Below are 21,716 nucleotides of genomic sequence, written 5' to 3' on the forward strand. Positions count from 1 at the left end.
ACCATAGCAATAATCGAATGGAGACCGGAGGGGATATGGCCATCGACCCGCGCGCGGTAATCGACCGCGAACCGATGTCGCGATTCCAGTGGGGGATCGTCGCGACGATGATCGGCCTGAACGCGCTCGACGGCTTCGACGTGCTGTCGATCAGCTTCGCCTCGCCCGGCATCGCCAAGGAATGGGGAATCGATCGCGCCGCGCTGGGCCTGGTCCTGTCGATGGAGTTGATCGGCATGGCGATCGGATCGCTGTTCCTGGGCGGCGTCGCCGACCGGGTCGGCCGCCGCGCCACGATCCTGGGCTGCCTGGTCCTGATGTCGGTCGGCATGCTGGGCGCCTCGACCGCGAACGGCGTCGAGATCCTGTCGGCGTGGCGCGTTCTGACCGGCCTGGGCATCGGCGGCATGCTGGCGGCCACGAACGCGGCGGTCGCCGAGGCAGCCAATGCCAAGCGCCGCGCGCTTGCAGTGGTCCTGATGGCGGCCGGCTATCCGGTCGGCACGATCGTCGGCGGGTCGATCTCCGCAGTCCTGCTGGCGCATTACGACTGGCGCGCAGTGTTCGTGTTCGGCGCGATCTGCTCGCTGCTGTTCGTGCCGCTGGTGCTGTGGCGCTCGCCCGAGTCGGTGTCGTTCCTGATGCACAAGCGTCCGCCGAACGCGCTCGCGCGGATCAACAGGACGCTCGCCCGCATGGGCCACCCGCCGGTCGACTCGCTTCCGGAAACCTCCGGTCCCGCTCGCAAGGTGCCGGTGGTCGAGCTCTTCTCGCCCGCGCTGGTCAGGGCGACGCTGCTGCTGACGCTGGCCTATCTGGCGCACATCATGACCTTTTACTTCATCCTCAAATGGATTCCGAAGATCGTCGTCGACATGGGCTTCCCCTCCCCCCAGGCCGCCGGCGTGCTGGTCTGGGCGAGCATCGGCGGTGCGACCGGATCGCTGATCCTGGGCCTGCTCACCGGCAGGATCCGCGTGCTGGCGCTCACCATCGGCGCAATGCTGCTGTCCACGGCACTGGTCATCGTGTTCGGCCGCGACCAGGGCGATCTCGCCACGCTGTCGCTTGTGGCGGCGCTTGCCGGGTTCGCGACCAATGCCGGCGTGGTGGGCCTTTATGCGCTCATCGCCCAGTCCTTCCCGACCCAGGTGCGTGCGACCGCGACCGGCTTCGTGATCGGGGTCGGCCGCGGCGGATCGGCGCTGGCGCCGGCGCTGGCCGGCTTCCTGTTCGCCGGCGGCTATGGCCTGCAGACCGTCGCGGTCATCATGGGCTTGGGCTCGATCGTCGGCGCGGCCGCACTGTTCGCGATGCGCGGCTGGACGGCGAAGCCGGAAGCGGAAGCCGCCCGTTGACACGAGGCGCCGGGTTTGGCGAACCTTCCGCCATGATCGAAACAGCTCCCGGCGACCCCGAGCGCATCCTCGCCGCATCGGAAGTGGCGGCATGGCTGCGCGACCGCATCCGCACCGGCCAGGTCGTGCAGGGCCAGCGTCTGATCGAGGCGGATATCATCCGCGAGACCGGCGCAACCCGCAGCCGGGTGAGAGAAGCGCTGCAGCGGCTGGAGAGCGAGGGGCTGGTCGTCATCGAGGAATTTCGCGGCGCGTCGGTCCGCCGCTTCACCCGGGACGAGATCCGCCAGATCTATCGCGCGCGCATGGCGCTGGAAGGCATGGCCGCGCACGACTTCGCCGTGGCCGACGATCCCGGGCGCAAGCAACAGCTTGCCGAATTGCAGGAACGTCTCAACCTCGTCGAGCATACCGGCGATCACCCCGCCTTCGTCCGCGCCAACGACGCGTGGCATTCGCTGATCCTCGACGGGGCCGACAACGACTATATCCGCGGGTTCGTCGAACGGCTGCGCCTGCCGCTCTATCGGCTGCTGTTCTCGGCCTTTTATCAGCCCCATCGCATCGACGACGCCAATGCCGATCATCGCAGGATCACCGATGCCATCCTTCGCGGCGACGGCGCCGAGGCCGAGGCCTTGATGCGCCAGCATGTCGAGGAAGCACTGGCAGCGGTAATGGGGCTGGGAGACGTGCTGCCCAGCTGACATTGCTTTGCCGACAAGATTGTTGACAAAATTTGTATTGATCCATAACCAATATGGCGACGGAGGCGAACCTCCGCGCCAGCCTGGGGAGGATATCGCATGCTGTATCGCCGCTATCTCGTTCGCGCCGCGCTCGCGGCAGGCGTCTCGCTGACCGGCCTGTCGTCGGCGACCGTTGCATTCGCGCAGGAAGCGCCCGTCGCCCAGGAGCCGGCCGCGCAGGACGATGAGGGGATCGGCGAGATCGTCGTGACCGCCCAGCGCCGCGCCGAACGCCTTCAGGACGCGCCGCTCTCGGTGACTGCGCTGTCGTCGGAATCGCTGACTGCACGCGGCATCGACAATCTGGCCGACATCAGCAATTTCGCGCCGAACCTCGAACTTCATCCGACCAATCGCCCGGCGGGCGGCGGGTCGGCATTCGCCGGCTATATCCGCGGCGTCGGCACCGGCGATTTCCAGTTCCCGACCGATCCGGGGATCGGCCTCTATGTTGACGACGTCTATATCGCCCGATCGCTCGGCGGCTTGCTGAGCCTCGAGGATATCGAGCGGGTCGAGGTGCTGAAGGGCCCGCAGGGCACGCTGTACGGTCGCAACACCATCGGCGGCGCGATCAACGTCATCACCAGCGAGCCGCGCCTGTCGGGCGGCGCCACCGGCCTGGTCAAGGCCCGGGCCGGCAGTTACGGCCGCGCCGACCTGTCCGCGCTGGTTAACCTGCCGCTGGCCGAGGACAAGCTGGGGGTGAAGCTGTCCGCCTCCTATCTGAGCAACGAGGGCTTTGGCCATCGCATCCTCGACGATGTGAATTATGCCAGCGAGAACCGCTTCATCCTGCGCGGCGCGATCAAGGCGCAGCTGGGGCCCAGCGTCACGCTGAAGATCGCCGGCGACTATACCCGCCAGCGCCAGAACCCGCCCTCGGGCTATCTGATCGATTTCGTGCCGAGCGGCGCGACGGTCGCCAAGATCGCGCGCTACAACCAGTTCGCCGCGCCCTATCTGAACCCCACGCTCGGCCTGCCCGCGGGATCGATCTATGACGCGCGGTGGGAATCCGAGAGCCCGTACAGCATCTATTCGCTTCAGCCGCAGCAGGACGATGCCGATATCGGCGGCGTGTCGGCGGTGCTGAGCGTCGACCTGAGCGACACCGTCACCTTCAAGTCGATCAGCGCCTGGCGATCGATCGATGCGCTGATCGAGGTGGATGGCGACCAGACCCCCTACCCGCTGCAGCAATCGCGCACCACGATGACGCAGAACCAGTTGAGCCAGGAATTCCAGCTGGGCGGAACCGCGCTGGGCGACCGGCTGAACTTCCTGCTGGGCGCCTATGCGTTTCAGGAGGAAGGCGATTCCACCGTCCTGACGCGGTCGTTCGAAGGCATCTATGAAGCGATCCGAGCCGCGGGCGGCACGCCGACCGCGGCGGATGTCGGCAATACCTTCACGACCTTCCACATGAAGGCGACCAGCTTCGCGCTGTTCACCCAGGAGACGCTGACGCTCGTCGACGGGCTCGGCGTGACGGTCGGCGCGCGCTACAATCGCGACCGCAAGGAATATTCGACCTCGGTCATCCGCCCCCAGAACGGCGCGGTGGTGGTGCCGCTGTCCAGCGCGGTTGCCGAATGGGACAGCTTCACGCCGCGCGTCGCGCTGGAGTACAAGCCCAATCGCGACCTGCTCTTCTATGCGAGCTGGTCGAAGGGGTTCAAATCCGGCGGCTTCGGCGCATCGACGGTCGCATCGACCCCGACGCCGCGCTACGATCCGGAGCGCCTCACCAGCTATGAGGTCGGTGCGAAGACCGCGTGGTTCAACAACCGCCTGACGTTCAACGTCGCCGGCTTCCTGTCCGAATATCGCAACATCCAGCTGACGGTGCAGTCGGTCGATCCGCTGACCAACGCCAATATCCGCACCACGCGCAATGCGGGCGGATCGGACATCAAGGGGTTCGAGTTGGAGGTCGCGGCGCGCCCGACGCGCGGGCTGAACCTCAACCTGGGCGTCGGCTATGTCGATGCGCGGTTCGACACGCTGACCGCAGCCGCGATCGGCAGCGGCTTCGTGCTGGGCAGCCGCGTGCCGCAGATTCCCGACTGGTCGATCAACGCCGGGGCCTCCTATGCCTTCGAGACGGGCGCCGGTCAGGTCACGCTGCGCGGCGACGTGTCGCACAAGGGGTCGCAATTCCTGACCCCGGCCGACGTCACCTCCTACCAGGATGCCTATACGCTCGTCGGCGCGCGCATCTCGTGGGATCCGAACTTCGCGCCGGGCGTGCAGCTGTCGGTCGAGGGCACCAACCTCACCAAGACCAACTATGCCTATTACAAGGGCACGCTGGCCCCGACGGGCGAATATGTTGCGATCCCCGGCGCACCGCGCGAGATCTACGCGACTGCGCGGTTCAGCTTCTGAGGCTGAGCCTGCCGGGGCGGCGTTACGACGCTACCCCGGCCGCGATCAGGCGGCTTCGACCCTGAGCGGGACATAGACCGGCCCGACTTCGGGCATGCCGCTCATCCGCACGTCGCCAGCCAGTTCGATATTGCTGGTGCGCGCGAGCAGTTCGCGCAGCGCGATGCGGAACTCCATCCGCGCCATCGCCATTCCGGCACAGCGATGCGGGCCGCGCCCGAACGCCAGGTGATCGCGGACATTGGCGCGGTCCAGCCGGAACTCGTCGGGCGCATCGAACACGGCTTCGTCGCGATTGGCGGAGGCATAGGCGAGCGCGATCGGCTCGCCCGGCTCGATCCGGCGTCCGCCAAGTTCGACGCCGTTGCGGCTGGTCCGCGCAAAGCCGCGATAGGGTGTGTAGAGGCGCAGGAATTCCTCGACCGCATCCTCGATCCGCTCCGGTTCGGCACGCAGTTGCGCCGCAAGATCGGGATGGCGCGACAGATGCACCGCGACGCTGCCCAGGAACACCGGCGGCGCGACCAGCCCGACGACGAGAATCTGACGCACGCAGCCGACCAGCATCTCGTGCGGCAGGGGATCGCCCCGGACATCGACCGCTGCGAGCAGGCTGCTGACCGGATCGACCTCGGGATCGAGCGGTGCGGCGCTGCGGTCTGCGATCAGGTCGCGGGCGAGATCGTACAAGGTCTCGCTGGTGCGCGAGACGGTCTCGATATCGAACGCCTCCCAGGCCTTCACGAACGCCTGCGCCGTCCGCCAGAGCAGGGTCGTCTGCGTATCGCTCAGCCGGAACCAGTCCGAGAACAGCAGTGCCGGGAGGGGACTGCCGAACCCCTCGACAAAATCCCCGCCGCCGGCGGCGATGAAATCGTCCAGCAACCGCGCGACATGCGTCTCGATCACCGGCTCGATCGCGGCCAGCCGCCTGGCGCCCAGCGCACGATCGATCGCGCGGCGATAGGGCGTGTGTTCGGGCGGATCGAGGTGCAGCGGCGGACGCCGCCCGGTGGCGGAGGCGCCGGGCACGACATTGCGGACAGTGGTGGTGAACTCGGCCGGGTCGTCGAGAATGCGTTTGATGTCGGCATGGCGCGTGGCGATCCAGAACCCGCCGAACGCGTCGCTGTGCGCAACCGGGCATTTCGCGCGCAATTCGGCAAACACCCGATGGGGCGTGTCGAAATCCTCGTGCGCGAGCGGATCATAGTGGTGCCCGGGCTCAAGGCGGTCCATTCGTCTCAACTCCTCGAAATTGTCGACAATCTCGTTGACATAAAAATGCTCTATCGCATAGCATTTTGAAGAGGAGAGAGGCTTGGAACCGGCTACCTACCGCAAGGTCATGGCGCGTGTCGTCGCGCCGCTGGCCTTCCTGATCGTCCTGAGTTCGCTCGACCGCGTGAACGTGAGTTTCGCGGCACTCCGAATGAACGCCGATATCGGGCTGGATCCCAAGGCCTATGGCTTCGGAGTCGGCATCTTCTTCATCGGATATCTGCTGTTCCAGCTGCCCAGCGCGGCGGTGCTGCGGCGGATCGGCCCGCGCTGGTGGATCGCCGGAAGCGTGATCGGCTGGGGCAGCGTGGCGACCGCGATGGCCGCGATCCAGACGCCGCTTCACTTCTATATCCTGCGCTTCCTGCTGGGCCTGTTCGAAAGCGGCTTCGCTCCGGGCGTCGTGTGGTATGTCAGCCAGTGGCTGCCGCAGCATTACCGCGCGCGCGCCATCGCCGGCACGCTGCTGGCCGTCCCAATCTCGGTGATCCTGGGCGGCCCGCTGTGCGGCGCACTCCTTGCCCTCGACACCGGCGACATCGCGTCGTGGCGCGTGATGTTCGCGGTCGAGGGCCTGGCGACCGTCGTCGCGGGGTTCGTCGCACTGTTCTGGTTCGTCGACCGGCCGTCGCAGGCGCGCTGGCTGTCGAGCGACGAACGCGACGGGATCGAGGCCACGCTTGGTGCGGAACTGGCCGCGTCGCGCCAGCCGGGCGCCGCGCTTGGCGACGCGCTGAAGGATCCGATCCTGTGGGTGTCGGCAGCGATCTGGTTCGTGCTGATCACTGGCGCCAATGCGATCATCTTCTGGCTGCCGATCGCGCTCAAGACGCTGGGGCGCACCGATCCGCTCGAGGTCGGCATCCTGAGCGCCCTGCCCTGGATCGCGATCGGCGCAGGGATGATTCTGAACGCGCGGCATTCGGACCGGACCGGCGAGCGCTATCACCATCTCGCCTGGCCGATGCTGATCGCGGCGGTCGCGCTGTTCTTGGCAGCGATCGTCACGCACCAAGGCGCGCTGGCGATGGCCGCGCTGATGATCGGCGGCTTCGGGCTGGGCAGCGCGCAGTCGGTGTTCTGGACGATCCCGACGCGCTTCGTCGGCGCGCGCAATCCCGGCGCGATCGCGACGATCAACCTGTGCGGCAATCTGAGCAGCAGCGTGGCGCCAGTCGCGATCGGCTGGGCGGTGGCGCAGACCGGGTCGGTCGCGGTGCCGGTCCATGTGCTGGCGGCGCTGCTGCTGATCGGCGCGCTGCTGGTGCTGCCCCTGCGGCGGCTCGCGGTCGCGAGGGGAGGATCGCAATGATCAGGGGCATAGCGCTGGCGACGGCAGGCATCCTGTTCGCGGCGGTCACCTTCGCCAAGGCGCCGGCGGAAAAGGATCCCTGGTGGAATCCCGACGAAGGGCGGGTCTTCCCGGCCTCGCTCGACTATCCGAACGCCAATGGCACGCTGCGCCTGCTGCTCGACAATGGCCCGATGGACACGAAGGATCATCCCTTCTTCACCGCGATCGGGCCGAACGGGCGGGCCTGCGTCACCTGTCACCAGCCTGCCGATGCGATGAGCCTGTCCGCCGCCTCGGCGCGGCGGCAGTGGGAACGCAACGGCGCGAAGGACCCGCTGTTCGCCGCCAGCGACGGATCGAACTGTCCCAGCCTGCCCCAGGCCGATGCCGCGTCGCATTCGCTGCTGATCGATCACGGGCTGATCCGCATCGCCCGCCCCTGGCCCGTGCGCGACCCGATGGGCAAGCCGATCGAGGCAGACTTCACCATCGAGGTGGTCCGCGATCCGTCGACCTGCAATCTCGATCCGAAATACGGGCTGAAGACTGCCGGCATGATCTCGGTCTTCCGCCGGCCGCGCCCGGTGGCGAACTTCAAATATATCGAGGCGATGGGCTTCGCCTATGATCCCAAGGCGGGGATGCCGCTGCCGGTCGATCCGGAAACGGGCAAGCCGGTCAGCGGCAATCTGATGGCGGACGGGCGGGTGCCCAGCCTGCGCGCCCAGATGCGCGACGCGGCAGGCACGCATCTGGCGTTTCTCAAGACGCTCGACGCGCAGGACATGGAGCGGATCCTCGACTTCGAGCGGCGCATCTATGTGGCTCAGCAGGCCGATGCGACCGGCGGCGCGCTCGACGCGGACGGCGCGAAGGGCGGCCCGAGGATGCTGCAGGTCTCGGAAGCCGGGCGCCTGGGCAGCGACGGCGGCATCCCGGTGTGGAGCGAGTTCGAGGCGTGGGAGAAGATGCCCGAGGCGCAGAAGGCGAAGCTGCCGCCGGAGGTTCGCGCCTTTCGCGAGTCCGTCGCCCGGGGCGCGCGCGTCTTTCGCGAAAAGACCTTCCTGATCAGCGACAGTGCCGGGATCAATTCGCCGATCGGCTTCGGCAATCCGGTGCGCAACAGCTGCGTCTTCTGCCACAACATGTCCTATATGGGCATGGACGTGGCGCCCGGGCAGGTCGATCTGGGCACCACCAACCAGCCCTTCGCCGATCCCGCGCCGCACCTGCCGCTGTTCCGCATCACCTGCACCGGCAAGCCGCACCCGCATTATGGCCGCACGATCCTGACCAGCGATCCGAGCTTTGCGCTGACGACGGGCAAATGCGCCGATGTCGGGCGGATCACGCTGCAGACGATGCGCGGCCTGTCTGCCCGCGCGCCCTATTTCTCCAACGGAAGTGCGAAGGATCTGCGCGGCGTGATCGACTATTATGAACGGCGCTACAATATCGGCTACACCGAGCAGGAGAAGCAGGACCTGGTGAACCTGATGAGGGCGCTGTGATCCGCGCCGCGCTGCTTGCCGGAATGGCCGCGCTGACCGGTGCCCAGGACACCGAGCGGGCGGTCCGGTTCGTCACGTGCCCGGTGTACCGCGACACCGATGCCGGCCGCAAATCGGGATGCTGGCTGGCAACCGATCCGGCCAGCGGCATCCGCTACGACGTGACCGCCGCGCCGACCAAGCCCGACTGGAACCACGCCATCCTGGTCGAAGGGTTCGTGGCCCGGGATGCCGGCGATCCGTGCGGTGGGGTGGTGATCGAGCCTGCCCGCGTATCGGTGCTGGAAGACGCGTGCACCCGCCACCTGATCAAGGCGGAGGGCTATAAGGGCCGCCGGTTCGCGCTTCCCGAGCGCAACGTCCGGCCGCTCTACGAGGCTCGCCAGAGACCCGACAAACCCCATGTTGAGGGCAGGTTCACCATTCCCTTCGACTATCGCGGCAGCTTCGTCACCTATCAGATCGCCGATTACTATCTCGACGCGACGATCAACTATGCGCTGGACGTCCAGCCGGCGCGGATCGAGATCGCTGGCGTGGCTCAGACCCGGCCCGAGACGGTATCGGGCAAGCGGCTGGTGGAGGATGCGTCGCTCGCCCGGACCCGCGCACAGGTCGTGCAGCGAGCGCTCATCCTGCGCGGCATTCCCGCGGAGCGGATCAGGATCGTCGGCACGCTGCCCGGCCCGCTGGTCCCGGCGGCGTTCGACGGTCTTGCAGGACCCGACGAACGCCGCGTGGATATCAGGATCCGACCAGAGACTTCCGACTGAGCGATCGCTGCAGCAGCGGATCGGCGACGCAGCGATAGGAGGCGGCGCTGTCCTGCGGCCCGCGTCCGTCATAGCGCGCAGCCTGCGGATAGGGGCAAAGCGTGCGGGTGAACGTCTCGCGACCCTCGACCAGCTTCGTCGCCGTCAGCCGTTCGGGTGCCCGGCCGCGCTCGACCCAGTCGATCAGCGCCCAGAGGACATCGCGCGACGGATCCTGCGCCCAGCTCGCCTGGCCGGACCCGCCGAACTGGTCGGCGCCCGGACCGCCGCGGCAATGGTACATGCCGGGTGCCATGAACAGCCGAACGGACTGACCCAGCCGGTCGAGCCCGCCATTTGCGCGGGCGAGCGCGCCATAATAGTCGATCGTCGGCCCGGCGTTGGTCGAGGGGTCGGCCCAGCCCTGATAGAGGATCGCCTTGCCCCCCGCCCTCACGAATGGCGAGATCGCGACCTTGTCGGCGCGCAGTTCGGGCATGGCGCGGTTGGCCGCGGCAAGGTCTGCGGTGCGGCGGAAGCTGTCCTCTTTCCAGTTCGCATCGTCATGGACGCCGTCCGCCCACATCGCGCGCAGCAACGGCGACGGCGGCCCCGGACGGGTGCGAACCCCGGGGAACAGGCCGCCATCCATCGCCCGGCCGCGCTCGTCGCGCATCGGCGCGATGATCGTGTTGAGTATCGCCAGCTTCGGCGCGGTCAGGCAGTCCCTCGTCTGGCCGGGCTTGCACAGCAGCTCCACCGTGCGGAACGAGCAGGCCATCGGGTTGCCGATGATCCCGTCGCGGACACCGTCCGCGGCATCGCACGAGGCGGTCGCCCGGGCTTCGTAGAGCGACCAGTCGGCGTCGCTGAGCGCGCCTGCCGGAGTCCATTTCTGTTGCAGCGAGAACCACATCATCCGCACCGACTGGAGCGGCATATAGGGTCCGGGCGCGCCGGCGATGACGCCGTCATAGTCGCCCGGATAATTCTGCATTTCCTTGAGCGCCTGGCGCCCGCCACCGGAACAGCCGGTGAAATAGCTGCGGTCGACGCCGCGGCCGTAGAAACGTCCCGCAAGCGCCTTTGCCGAGACCGCGGTCAGGTGGACCGCGCGATGCTCGTAATCGACGCGCGCCTTGGGCTCGGCCATCCACCGCGCCTGGCTGGCCTTGTGGCCGCTGTCGGTGGTGACCGTCGCGAAGCCCTCGCCCAGCCGGCGGCTCATGTCGCTATAGTTGAACACCCCGGCATCGCCGCCGACGCCGGCGCCGAGCAGCCGCCCGTTCCAGTCGGCCGGCAGCCATAGTTCGAAGCCGATAGTGCCCTCGATCGTCCCTTCGACCCGGCAGAAGGGAACGCCCACCGGGCTGCCCGGATAGGCCCGCCCCTGCCCCGGCGCCTGCCAGGCCGGCGGCGGGGCGATCGCGGTGGCGGCGCGCACCACCACCTCGCCCGGATGCGCGCCGGTCAGGGCGGCGCATCCGGCCAGGGCTGCGGCGATCAGGCCGGGCATCAGAACTTCAGATTGGCGGTGAGTGCGAACATCCGCGGGATCGGGTTCGACGCCTGCGGGTCATAGCCGTTGGTCGTGTCGACGAAGGGCGGATTCTCGTTGAATAGGTTACGCACGTCGAAGGCAATCGAAAGGTTCCGGGTCAGGTCATAGCCGACCAGCAGGTCGAACGTGTCGTAATTGCTGATCTGCTGGCGCGGCGTGACCGTGGTGTTCTCATAACCCGCGAGATGGTTCCAGGTGACCCGCGTCTTGAACCCGCCGACGCGAGCGCCGATGTCGGCCTGGCTGCGGAATTTCTGGGTGAAGCCGATCGTGTCGAGCACATCGGCCAGCGGCGCGCCGGGCACCGCCCGGAACAGATAGTCGAGGATATAGGTGCCCTGGATGCCGGCATCGAAATCGATGCCGCCCAGCGTCCAGCGATAACCGGCGGTGAAGTCGAGCCCGCGCAGCAGCGAGGTGCCGAGATTCTGGCGCCGCCCATCCGCGATGAAGGTGACCTGCGACTGGTCGATCGCGCTGTTGATCGGCAAGCCCGAATTGACCAGCGCGGCAACCTCCGCCGCAGTCGGGTTGAACTGGACGAAGTTGGTGTAGAGCGGGTTGGTCAGCAGGCCGGGCGTGCCGCGCAGCGCCTGGATCTGGTCGGTATAGTCGATCCGGAAATAGCTGAGCGAGGCGGTGAACCCCTCCAGCTGGACCGGAGCGGCCTCGACGGTGAACGACCAGGTCTTCGCCTTTTCGGGCAGCAGGTTGGGATTGCCGCCGGCGATGCCGATGCCGATCTGGTTGCCCGACGGGCCAGGCAGCGTGTCGAAATACAGACCGGCGCCGCCGCCGACGGTCGACACTTCGGTGAAGGTCGGCGCGCGGAAGGACGTGCCATAGGTCCCCTTCAGCGTCAGCCCCTGCCAGGGCTGATAGGTCAGGCCAATCTTCGGATTGGTCGTGCTGCCGAAGTCGCTGTAATTCTCGTGACGCAGCGCCAGGCTGACCGACAGGCGTTCCAGGCCAGCACGCCCGTTCGCCGCGCCGACCAGCGGCACGAACAGTTCGCCGAAGACCGCATCGACGTTACGGCTGCCGTCGCTCGACAGGCTGACCGGGGTCGCCGCCTGGCCGGTGATCAGGTCGGTATAGGTATATTCGACGCGGTGCTCGCCGCCGAGCGCGATGCGAACATTGCCGCCCGGCAGTTCGAACAGCGACCCGTCGACCTGAGCATTGACGACATCGAGGCGCGTACGGCCAGTGATGATGAACAGATTGTCGGTGATGCGCGCCAGGGTCGCCGGGTTGTTGACCCCGCCGAACAGGTTGAGCGCGGTCGCCGGATTGGGATCGTTGAGCGCGGCGGTCAGCGCCGCTGCGTTCACGCCCGATCGGCGCCGGTCCGCGACTTCCTCGGACTGGCCATGGGCGTAATAGACGGTACCCTTGAAATCGCCGAACAGACTGGCCTCGATTCCGCCCGAGACGTTCCACGAGGAGGCGTAATAGGGCGCTTCCAGCATGCCGAGTTCGGGCACCAGCGAATAGGCGACCGAGACCGACGTGCCGCCCGGTATCGGGCTGACGAAGAACGGATTGGCGTTGGTGACCGTCGCGTTCACGGTCGGGTTGATCGTGACGAAGCCGCTGCGCCGCGAATAGAAGCCGTCGGCGAAGATGCGGATGCCGTCGGTGATCTGGTGGCTGGCCGCGCCGACGAAGCTTACCCGCTCCTGCTCGGGAATGACCGGATCGAGCGCGCCGTAGAAGCACCGATTGCTGGTCCCGCGCACCAGGCTGCCGGCATTGGCGTTCGTGACGCCGCCGGTGGGGATGGCATAGGTGCCGCCGCCCGCGGTGATGGTCCCGGGATTGCAGTTGGTGACGCGCAGGTCGCGGCCGCCGCGATAGCGATTGTCCTGCTGGTAGAAATCGAGGTCGGCGCCGTACAGCGTGTTGTTCCGCGAATATTCCGCCGCGGCCATCACCCAGCCGCCGTCCCATTTGTGCCCGGCAAGCGCGGCGATCTGGCTTTCGTGGAAATCGCCTTCGGTCATGCCGTGGCGGGCGCGCACCTCGACGCCGGAGAAATCCTTGCGCAGGATCAGGTTGACCACGCCGGCGACCGCGTCCGATCCATAGATCGCCGAGGCGCCATCGGCGACCACCTCGACGCGGCCGAGCGCGATCGAGGGGATGACCGACGGGTCGGTGAACTGCCCCTGCGTGCCCTGCGGCGGCAGGCGCTTGCCGTCGTACAGCAGCAAGGTCGCATTGGTGGAGAGGCCGCGCAGGTTGACGCCCGCGCCGCGGGTCGCATTGGCGGCGCCGTTCTGGGCGCTGCCACCGGCGCGGTTGGCGCCCAGCGACACGACCTGCGGTACGCGGCGAAGCAGGTCGTTGGTCGACACGACCGGCTCTTCGAGGATCTGCTGCGCATCGATCGCGATGACGCTGGACCCGACCGGATCGATGCCGCGGATGCGGCTGCCGGTGACGACGATCGAATTGCCCGGCTCCTCCTCGACGGTCTGGGCTTCGGGCTCGTCGGTCTGCGCGAGGGCCGGCATGGCGATGCCGAGCGCCAGCGCGCCAATTGCGGTACGGCCGAGCAACGCGGCGGAACGACGGACGATATTGGTTTTCATAACCCTCTCCTCTTTGCGCCCCGCATGTCTCTGCGGTTTGGCGAATATGGTTGTGTTCAGGTGGTTTCCGCGCGGGCTGCACGGGCCGGGCGGTCGAGAAAGCGCGGTGCGAGCGACAGCAGGACGATCGCGCCGATCAGGATTCCCGCGCCGATCAACTCGGCCGGACGCGGATGCGGGAGCCCCCAGACCCAGGCGAGGATCAGCGCGCCGCCCACGCCCGCAATCAGGCTCGCCGCGCGCTCTAGCGGGACGCAATAGGCGTTCTCGCGCGGATCGAGCAGGATGATGATCGCGAACACCGACACGATCGTCAGCGTGATGCCGATCCCCAGCAGCGGGAGGATCACCGGGTCGGTCCAGACCTGGATGAAGCCCCAGCCGAGCGCGCCCGATTGCGAGCCGATGCCGGATGCGGAGATCGCCGCGAGGATTGCCACCGACAGCGGCAGCGCGAAGATCTTCTCCTCGACGAAATACTGGCGGACCGATGCGGGGTCACCGCTCTTCGAGACCTTGGTCATTACCGCGAGGCGGATGAAGTAACCGATGGTGTAGAGCACGACCGTCAGGATCGCGAGCGGCGGCAGGTAGAAGCCGCCGCGATCGCTGAGCGTGATCAGCATCGCAAGCGCCACCATTGCCAGCGCCGCCCAGCTCCACCAGCGCACCCTGCGCCCGAAGGCCAAGTCGACGATCGGCGCGATCAGCAGGATGTCGCCGCGCATCAGCAGCTGGATGAACGGGATGCTGACGCCCTCGAAGGTGAAGGACAGCGGCACGGTGAACAGCACCAGCGCCGTGCCGATCCCGGACAGCAAGGTATAGCGGGTCGGCACCGGGATCCGCCGGCCGAGCACCATCACGCCGTGCGCGTCGCGGTGCCAGCCGGACCACCAGATGAAGAGATAGGTCAGCACCAGGCTGATGATCAGCGAGGCCGGCAGCGTTTCGAGACCCGTAAGCGGACGCCCCAGCCCCGGATGCGGCATGCTGGTCACCAGCTTGGTGACGATGACGTTCGGCAGATAGGCCAGAAGGTACAGGAAGACATAGCCTTCCAGAGGAAAGCCGGATGCCCTGGCGTTCATGCCGCCGTCTCCAGTTCGACCATGTCCTCACCGACGCGATAGCGCGCATTGAGACCGGCCTCGCGGGTGATCGCGGTCATATAGTCGACCACCTCGGCATGCCGCTCGCTGCCCGGCTCGACGAAGCGCGGGATGGCGTCGCGGTCGATATAGAGCGGCAGGAAACCCGACCGGACGATCCGCCCCGCCTCAATCTCGATCCGCGCGACCATCGACAGGCGCGAGGTCTTGGGGAAATTGTAGAGGCTATCGAAATCGGGCTCCCACTCCTCCGCGAGGACGCGGATCTCGTTGAAGCTCTTCGACGCCGCATGCGCCGGATCCATCCGCAGATCGGTGGCGAAATTGCACAGCGAATAGAAGACCGGCTTGCCGTCGATCAGTTCGCATCCCTTCAGGATATGCGCATGGCCGCCCAGGATCGCGTCGGCGCCCGCGGCGATCGCCGCGCGCGCAACGTCGCGCTGATAATCGGCGATGGTCGCGCGCACGAAATGGATGCCCCAGTGGAGCGAGACGAACACGAGATCGGCGTCGGCCTTGGCGGCGCGGATATCGGCTTCCATCGCCGACAGGTCCTCGCGGTGCGGATAGGTGTGGATGCGCGCAGGCGTGCCGGGCTGGTCGTGCTCGATCTGCTCGTACAGCGTGTGCGCACGCATCGGCGCACATCCGGGACGGCGCTCGTCCGCCCAGTAGCTGTGCGGCAGGATGCTCGAATAGGCCAGGATCGCGACACGGGTGCCGTCGCCCAGGGTCACATGGACCGGACGGCGCGCCTCTACGATGTTGGCGCCTGCCCCGACGACCTTCAGGCCGGCACGCTCCAGGTTCGCCTTCGTCTCGAAAAAGGCGTCGTTGCCCCAGTCGAGGACATGATTGCCCGCCATCGAGATGACATCGAACCCGGCACGTGCGAGCGCATCGGCACCCTCGGGCCGCGCCAGCACCGCATGCCGTGCCTGGGGCAGCCGCACCCCGCGCTCGGCAAAGCTGGTTTCCAGCTGGGCGAAGGCAATGTCGGCCCCGCGCAGCACATCGCGCGTGGCGTCGTAGCTCTCGTCATAATTGTCGCGATCGGGCGCCAGATCGCCGGCAGCCAGGAAGATATGGCTCACGCCGAAACCCCCTCGAACGCCACCGGCACCGACAGCGCGCCGATCTCGGGGAAGCGGGTCGGCCTGGGTTCGCCGGCCAAGGCGAAGCCCGGCGCGATCGCCAGCAGTTCCTTGAGTGCGACCTGCAATTCCAGGCGAGCGAGCGCCGCGCCCACGCACATGTGCGGGCCGCGTCCGAAGGCGATCGAGTCCTTCATGTTCGGGCGATCGAGCCGAAACTCATCGGGCGATTCGAAGACATCGGCGTCGCGATTGGCCGAGGCATAGACGAGCGCGATCGGCTCGCCGGCGGGGATCGTCCGCCCGCGGATCGTCACGTCGCACACCGCGGTGCGGGCGAAGCCGCGATACGGCGTATACAGCCGCATGAACTCCTCGATCGCGGCCGGGATCAGCGCGGGGTCGGCACGCAGCCGATCCTGCAGCGCGCGGTCGCGGCCCAGATGGACGGCGATCGATCCGATCATCACGCTGGGCGCGATGATCCCGACCACCAGCACCTGGCGGATCGTGCCGACGATCAGTTCCTCCGGCAACGGCTCGCCATCGACGCGAACCGCGAGCAGCGCGCTGGTGGCATCCTCGTCCACCGGCATCGGGGTCGCCTTGCGGTCGGCGACGATGGCGCGCGCCATGTCGTACAGCACCAGGCTCGACTCCTTGGTCGAATCGATATCGTTGGACTGGACCGCGATATTGTAGCGCTGGCCCACCCGGGTGAGCTCCTCCACCGCCTCGGGCGGCAGGTTCATCCAGTTGGCGAAGACCGCGATCGGCATATGCGCCGAATAGTCCGCCACCACGTCCCCGCCGCCGGCGTCGCGCATCTTCGACAGCAGGCCGCGGCAGATGTCGCGGACGACAGGCTCGAGCCGGGCGACCTTGCGTTCGGTCAGCAGCGGCGCCAGCGCGCGGCGATAGGGCGTGTGCTCGGGCGGATCGAGGTGCAGCGGGGGCCGCCGTCCGGTAAACGCCACCTTGGGAACGACATTCTGCTGCGAGGTGATGTAGGTCTGCCAATCCGCGGCTGCGGCACTGACATCGTCATGCTTCATCAACGCCCAGAAGCCGCCCCAAGCATCGCTGTGCGCGACAGGGCAGCGCGCACGCAGCTCGGCATAGTCGGCGTTCGGACTGTCGAACGTCTCGGGCTGCAGCGGGTCGAAGTCATGTGTCATAACAATTATGCTAGAGGCTGATGAAAGCGCTTGCAAGCGCGTTTTGCGATTGGCGCAGCGTGGAGTAGGACCAGCAGCGAAGGCAGGGGTGCATGGCGGCAAGAAATCCACGACTCGACGATGTTGCCGCGATGGCCGGAGTCTCCGCCGCTACGGTATCGCGCTTCATCAACAGCCCGGAGGTGGTCGCCGCGGCGACCGGCGCCCGCATCCGCGCAGCGATCGAGGCGACCGGCTATATCCAGAACCTGGCCGCCGGTGCGCTTGCCAGCAGTCGGTCGAGGATGATCGCGGCGCTGGTTCCGGACATCGCGCAATCGATCTTCAACGACACCGTCGAGGCGATGATCGACGAACTGGCGAGCGATGGAAACAGCGTGATGCTGGCGCTGACGGGCCCCGACAACCACCGGCTTGCCCGCGAGATCAACATGGCGCTCGCCCGGCGCGTCGATGCGATCATCCTGACCGGGATCGTCTCGGACGAAGGCTTGCGGCAACGGCTGCGATCGGCCGGCGTGACGGTGATCGAGACCTGGGGCCTGCCCGAGGACCCGATCGATGTGGCGGTGGGCTTTTCGCACCGTGCCGCCGGTGAGGAAATGGCGCGCTTCCTGCGCCAGCGCGGCTATCGCCGCCCGCATCTCGTCGTGCCGCGATCGACGCGATCGGAACGCCGCGCCAGCGGCTTCATCACCCGGTGGATGCATGACGGCGGCCCCGAACCGACCCGGCTTGACGTCAACGTGCCGAGCCATTTCGGCCAGGGGCGCCTGTCGTACCGCGCGCTCGGCGACCTTGCCGAACGGCCCGACGTCGTGGTCTGCGGATCGGACTGGATCGCCCAGGGGCTGATCGTCGAGGCGCAGGCGGCCGGCATTCGCGTGCCCGACCAGCTGGCGGTCACCGGATTCGGAAACCTGCGGATGGCGGGCGACATGCGTCCGACGATCACGTCGGTCGACGTCGATGGCGCGCGGATCGCGCGCGAGGTGATGCGGGTACTCCGCTCGCGTGCCGCGGGACAGGAGGTCGAAACCCGGATCGATGTCGGCTTCAGGGTAATCGCCCGCGAGAGCGCATGAAAGGGCTTGCATCGCCGACCGTCCAGGTTAGCTTTACCGCATAACAAACCTGGGAGAGAGTCATGCGGACGGGAATCGCGGCACTGGCACTGGCATTGATCGGCGGCACGGCGCAGGCGCAGGAGGCCCCCGCCGCCCCCGGCGTCGACGCGAGCGCGCAACCCGCTGCGGAAGCACGGGCGGCGGCCGACAAGCTGCCGGACACGCCGGGCACCGGCCCCTATCCCGCAATCAAGCAGGTCGATCCGACGCTGGCGGACCATGTCGTCTATCGGCCCGCCGACCTGTCCAGGCTGGGCGGCAGGAAGCTGGGCGTCCTCATCTGGGGCAATGGCGGGTGCAGCGACGACGGCGCCAGCGCTCGCTTTCACCTCGCCGAGATCGCGTCGCACGGCTATCTGGTGATCGCACCGGGCAAGATCCTCAGCGGCCCCGGTGCCGCCACGCGGCCGCCCCGCCCGACCGACGGCAATGTCGCCACGCGCCTCGCGGTCGCCACGACGTGGCAGCAGGTGGTCCAGGGCCTCGACTGGGCGCTGGCCGAGAATGGCCGCGCCGGCAGCCCGTACAAGGGGCTGATCGATCCCGCACAGGTCGCGGTGGCCGGACATAGCTGCGGCGGGCTGCAGGCGATCCAGGCCGGCGCCGACAAGCGTATCCGCACGGTCATCGTCCACAACAGCGGCATCTTCACCGACGGCACGAATCCCATTCGCGGGATGACAGTCGACAAGTCGCTGTTGAAAACGCTCCACACGCCCACCCTCTATGTGATGGGCGGCAAGGGCGATGTCGCCTGGCCCAACGGCACCGACGATTTCGCGAAGATCGACCATGTCCCGGTCATGCTGGTCGATGGCGATGTCGGCCATGGCGGCACGTTCCGCGAGCCCAATGGCGGCGAGGTGGCGAAGTTCACCGTCGATTGGCTGGAATGGCAATTGCGCGGCGACGCCCGGGCGGCACGGACCTTTACCGGCGCCGATTGCGGTCTTTGCACCAGCCCGAAGTGGAAGCTCGAGCGAAAAGGCTTCTGACCGGACGGCGTTAGCGGCACTTGCCGCCGCGCCAGCACGCGCGAAGCATCGGGGCGGGCCTGTGCGGCACGAACGCATCGGGAGCCCGCCCCCATGTACCACTGGCGATCCGCCGGTCGAGATACCGGACCGTCGCCAGCACGGTCAGCGTGTCGAAGGTGCAATGCCCCGCAGCGCGGACGTACAGGCTCCTGACCCGGTCGCTTCGCGCCGCCTCGGCATAGCCGCGCTGCATCGCTGGCGCGGTCATCCCGTCGCCGATCGTCTGCACGGCGAGCAGCGGCACCAGCGGCCGCGCGTTCGGCGTGTAATGCGCCCGCATATAATCGACCGCCTGCGGCCTGGCGGCGATGCGCTGACCGCCATTGAGGCGCGCAAGGTCGGCGTCCAGCTTCAGCCCCGCCTCGCGATACAGCGCCTCGACCAGATCGCGGCGCCCGGACCGCGCCAGCTGCGCGCGGTAATCGATCCCGGTGTTCCAGGAAAAGGCACCTCCGGCGCGCTTCTCCTGATCGACCCGGGGCAGATAGACGCCCATCACGAAGGCGCGGGCGATCTCGTCGGCCTGGGCGCGATACGCGTCGGCGGCGGGTTCCGGCCTGTCGCGACTGGTCCAGCCGGGAATGCCGGCAAGCACCCCGGCCAGGGTTACCCTGGCGCGGCCCCGAGGCGTCTTCAGCGCTTCCGTCAGCGCATCGCCAACCCGCTTGCCGTTGGCGCGGTCGTCGTCGATGTCGACCAGGCGGATACCGGCATCGGGCGCGACGAGCGTGCGAAACGCATAGGCACCGTCGAGCGCCATGTTCATCATGCCCAGAGAACCGCCGATCGAGGCGCACATCGGCGCCGCGCCGTCGATGCCGCTCCCCCGCTGCTCGGCCAGGGCGGTGGACACCAGTCCCCCCATCGACGATCCCCAGGCGATCACCCGCTTCGGCTTGCCATATCTGGCCGCGAAGGCAGCGATCGTGGCGCGCTGAGCCGGGACGGCTTCCTCGATCGCCCAGCCGCCGCTGCCATAGTCCGAACCGGCCAGCGCATAGCCCGCATCGAGCAGTGCCTGGCGATGCTGGCGCGGCGCAGCCTCGGGCGAGCCGACATTGGGCGAATAGCCACGGCTGTAGAGCAGCAGCGTGCCGTTCCAGTCGGGCGGCACCTCGGCAGCCCAATGCGCGCCGCCGGGAAGCAGGTTCGCGTCCTGTCGCGTCTGGCCGATCGTCCCGCTCTGGGGCCATGCCACTGCCAGCATCGTGAGTGCCAGACCAAGCTTGCGACGCATCACCCTCTCCTTTTTGCTTGCAATCCGGATAGTGCCGATGAAAGCGGTTGCATAGAATGTTTTGTGATAAAGCAATCTCGCAGACGATCGGCGATCATTTCGCGTCGCTGACCCTGTCCGACCTGCCGCCGGCGACGGTTCGTTCGACGCGCCGCGCGCTGCTCGACGCTGTCGGCGTGATGCTGGGCGCGACCGGGCTGGGCGAAGACGCCGCCCCGTATCGCCAACGCGCGATGGCGGAAACGGGGCCGTCCCGGATGCTGGGCTTCGACCGGCGGACATCCCCCTCGCTCGCGGCGCTGGCCAACGGCGCCCTCGCCCATGCGCTGGACTTTGGCGACACGTTCGACGCCGGCCCCGCGCACCCCAATGCGGCGCTGGTGCCCGCCCTGATGGCGCTGGCCGACGCCGATCCGCGACTCGACTTCGGCACCGTGCTGACCGCGATGGCCGCGGGCAGCGACCTGGCCTGCAGATTGTCGATCGCCCCCGCACGCGCTTATGAGGACGGCGGCTGGTATCCGCCGCCGCTGGTCAATCTGATCGCGGGAGCCGCCGCCTGCGCGAAACTGATCGGGCTGGATGCCGACGGCGTTCGCAATGCCATGGGCCTGGCGCTGCTCCAGGGCAGCTTCCCCAGCGAGATCAAATATGACGCGACATCCCCCATGCGCGGCGTCCGCGAGGCACTGGTGGCGCGGGCGGCGGTCGAGGCGGCGTTGCTGGCACGGGCCGGCGCGCGTGCCTTTTCCGAGCCGCTGGAGGGCAAGGCGGGATTCTTCGCGGTCTATGGCGGCGGACCGCCTCGGGACATAGTGCTCGCCGATCTGGGCAAGCGCTTCCTGGGGGACGATGTCAGCATCAAGCCCTGGCCCGCCTGCCGTGGAACCCATCCCTATATCGAGGCGGCCCTGGCGTTGCGCGGCGAACTCGACCTGGCGGACATCGTCGCAATCGAAGCCGAGACCGGCCCGATTCAGGAGATGCTGATCCGGCCGCAGCCGACGAAAGCCGCCCCTGCCCGCCCGATCGAGGCCAAGTTCAGCATTCCCTACACGGTTGCCGCCGCCCTGCTCGACGGCGAGGTGACGCTTGCGACCTTCCTCCCCACGCGGATCGGGGACGACAGGACCCGCGCCCTGGCCCAGAAGGTGGTCGAGCGGCGCAATCCCGACTGGGGCCGCGCCCAGGCTGCGAGCGGATCGCTGACCGTGCTGCTGCGCGACGGAACGACGCGTCGGTGCGACGTCCCCCAGGCGGCCGGCCATCCGGATCGGGCCATCTCCGACTCGGACCTGATATCCAAGTTCGTCGATTGCGCAGCCTATGCGGCAACGCCGCTGGCCGCGGTCGATGCGGAGCGGCTGGCGAACCGGATCCTGAGCTTTTCGCCCGACGCGTCGACCGCGGGGCTGTTAGGCTGATGTGCGAACG

16 protein-coding genes are annotated in these 21,716 nt (G+C 67.7%); 9 read left to right on the forward strand and 7 right to left on the reverse strand.

Annotated features, from left to right (window positions below):
• Positions 1-35: 35 nt before the first annotated feature.
• The 3 genes from TPR58_RS09700 to TPR58_RS09710 all read left to right on the forward strand — a co-directional run bounded on the left by TPR58_RS09700 (position 36) and on the right by TPR58_RS09710 (position 4,498).
• On the forward strand, positions 36-1,358 hold the full coding sequence (locus TPR58_RS09700; RefSeq protein ID WP_346246443.1) for an MFS transporter: 1,323 nt from the start codon (positions 36-38) through the stop codon (positions 1,356-1,358).
• Between the two features lie 32 nt (positions 1,359-1,390).
• Complete coding sequence (locus TPR58_RS09705; protein ID WP_346246444.1) at positions 1,391-2,065, forward strand: GntR family transcriptional regulator; 675 nt, start codon at positions 1,391-1,393, stop codon at positions 2,063-2,065.
• 99 nt (positions 2,066-2,164) lie between these two features.
• A complete protein-coding gene (locus TPR58_RS09710; protein ID WP_346246445.1) occupies positions 2,165-4,498 on the forward strand; it encodes a TonB-dependent receptor in 2,334 nt (777 codons plus the stop codon).
• 45 nt (positions 4,499-4,543) lie between these two features.
• On the opposite strand, the gene TPR58_RS09715 is transcribed toward TPR58_RS09710, so the two are convergent.
• On the reverse strand, positions 4,544-5,737 hold the full coding sequence (locus TPR58_RS09715) for a cytochrome P450 (RefSeq protein ID WP_346246446.1): 1,194 nt from the start codon (positions 5,735-5,737) through the stop codon (positions 4,544-4,546).
• 82 nt (positions 5,738-5,819) lie between these two features.
• Between TPR58_RS09715 and TPR58_RS09720 the strand changes: the two genes are divergently transcribed.
• Genes TPR58_RS09720 through TPR58_RS09730 form a run of 3 tightly spaced genes read left to right on the forward strand, consistent with a single transcriptional unit; the run spans position 5,820 to position 9,357 of the window.
• A complete protein-coding gene (locus tag TPR58_RS09720; RefSeq protein ID WP_346246447.1) occupies positions 5,820-7,091 on the forward strand; it encodes an MFS transporter in 1,272 nt (423 codons plus the stop codon).
• Positions 7,088-8,584, forward strand: a complete 1,497-nt coding sequence (locus TPR58_RS09725; protein ID WP_346246448.1) for a hypothetical protein — start codon at positions 7,088-7,090, stop codon at positions 8,582-8,584. Before TPR58_RS09720 ends, TPR58_RS09725 begins: the two co-directional genes overlap by 4 nt.
• Positions 8,581-9,357 (forward strand): OmpA family protein, encoded by a 777-nt coding sequence (locus tag TPR58_RS09730; protein ID WP_346246449.1) that lies wholly within the window; start codon positions 8,581-8,583, stop codon positions 9,355-9,357. The genes TPR58_RS09725 and TPR58_RS09730 overlap by 4 nt, the downstream gene beginning before the upstream one ends.
• On the opposite strand, the gene TPR58_RS09735 is transcribed toward TPR58_RS09730, so the two are convergent.
• The 5 genes from TPR58_RS09735 to TPR58_RS09755 are packed head-to-tail and all read right to left on the reverse strand — an operon-like array spanning position 9,329 to position 16,881.
• A complete protein-coding gene (locus tag TPR58_RS09735) occupies positions 9,329-10,852 on the reverse strand; it encodes a tannase/feruloyl esterase family alpha/beta hydrolase (protein WP_346246450.1) in 1,524 nt (507 codons plus the stop codon). The genes TPR58_RS09730 and TPR58_RS09735 overlap by 29 nt on opposite strands.
• Positions 10,852-13,494: a TonB-dependent receptor gene (locus TPR58_RS09740; protein WP_346246451.1), complete on the reverse strand. Its 2,643-nt coding sequence runs from the start codon at positions 13,492-13,494 to the stop codon at positions 10,852-10,854. The genes TPR58_RS09735 and TPR58_RS09740 overlap by 1 nt, the downstream gene beginning before the upstream one ends.
• Before the next feature lie 56 nt (positions 13,495-13,550).
• Positions 13,551-14,585, reverse strand: coding sequence for a hypothetical protein (locus tag TPR58_RS09745; RefSeq protein WP_346246452.1), 1,035 nt, complete (start codon positions 14,583-14,585; stop codon positions 13,551-13,553).
• Positions 14,582-15,703 (reverse strand): CapA family protein, encoded by a 1,122-nt coding sequence (locus TPR58_RS09750; protein WP_346246453.1) that lies wholly within the window; start codon positions 15,701-15,703, stop codon positions 14,582-14,584. The genes TPR58_RS09745 and TPR58_RS09750 overlap by 4 nt, the downstream gene beginning before the upstream one ends.
• Entirely contained in the window at positions 15,700-16,881 is a 1,182-nt protein-coding gene (locus tag TPR58_RS09755; protein ID WP_346246454.1) for a cytochrome P450, read from the reverse strand. Before TPR58_RS09755 ends, TPR58_RS09750 begins: the two co-directional genes overlap by 4 nt.
• Positions 16,882-16,973: 92 nt before the next feature.
• On the opposite strand from TPR58_RS09755, the gene TPR58_RS09760 reads away from it, so the two are divergent.
• Positions 16,974-17,966, forward strand: coding sequence for a LacI family DNA-binding transcriptional regulator (locus TPR58_RS09760; protein ID WP_346246455.1), 993 nt, complete (start codon positions 16,974-16,976; stop codon positions 17,964-17,966).
• Positions 17,967-18,028: 62 nt separating this feature from the next.
• On the forward strand, positions 18,029-19,003 hold the full coding sequence (locus tag TPR58_RS09765; protein ID WP_346246456.1) for an alpha/beta hydrolase: 975 nt from the start codon (positions 18,029-18,031) through the stop codon (positions 19,001-19,003).
• A gap of 10 nt (positions 19,004-19,013) precedes the next feature.
• Here TPR58_RS09765 and TPR58_RS09770 read toward each other — a convergent pair whose 3' ends face one another.
• Positions 19,014-20,282 (reverse strand): alpha/beta hydrolase family protein, encoded by a 1,269-nt coding sequence (locus TPR58_RS09770; RefSeq protein WP_346246457.1) that lies wholly within the window; start codon positions 20,280-20,282, stop codon positions 19,014-19,016.
• Between the two features lie 56 nt (positions 20,283-20,338).
• On the opposite strand from TPR58_RS09770, the gene TPR58_RS09775 reads away from it, so the two are divergent.
• On the forward strand, positions 20,339-21,706 hold the full coding sequence (locus TPR58_RS09775; RefSeq protein WP_346246458.1) for an MmgE/PrpD family protein: 1,368 nt from the start codon (positions 20,339-20,341) through the stop codon (positions 21,704-21,706).
• Positions 21,707-21,716: the final 10 nt, after the last annotated feature.

Source organism: Sphingomonas rustica (assembly GCF_039652585.1).
Lineage (GTDB): Bacteria > Pseudomonadota > Alphaproteobacteria > Sphingomonadales > Sphingomonadaceae > Sphingomonas > Sphingomonas rustica.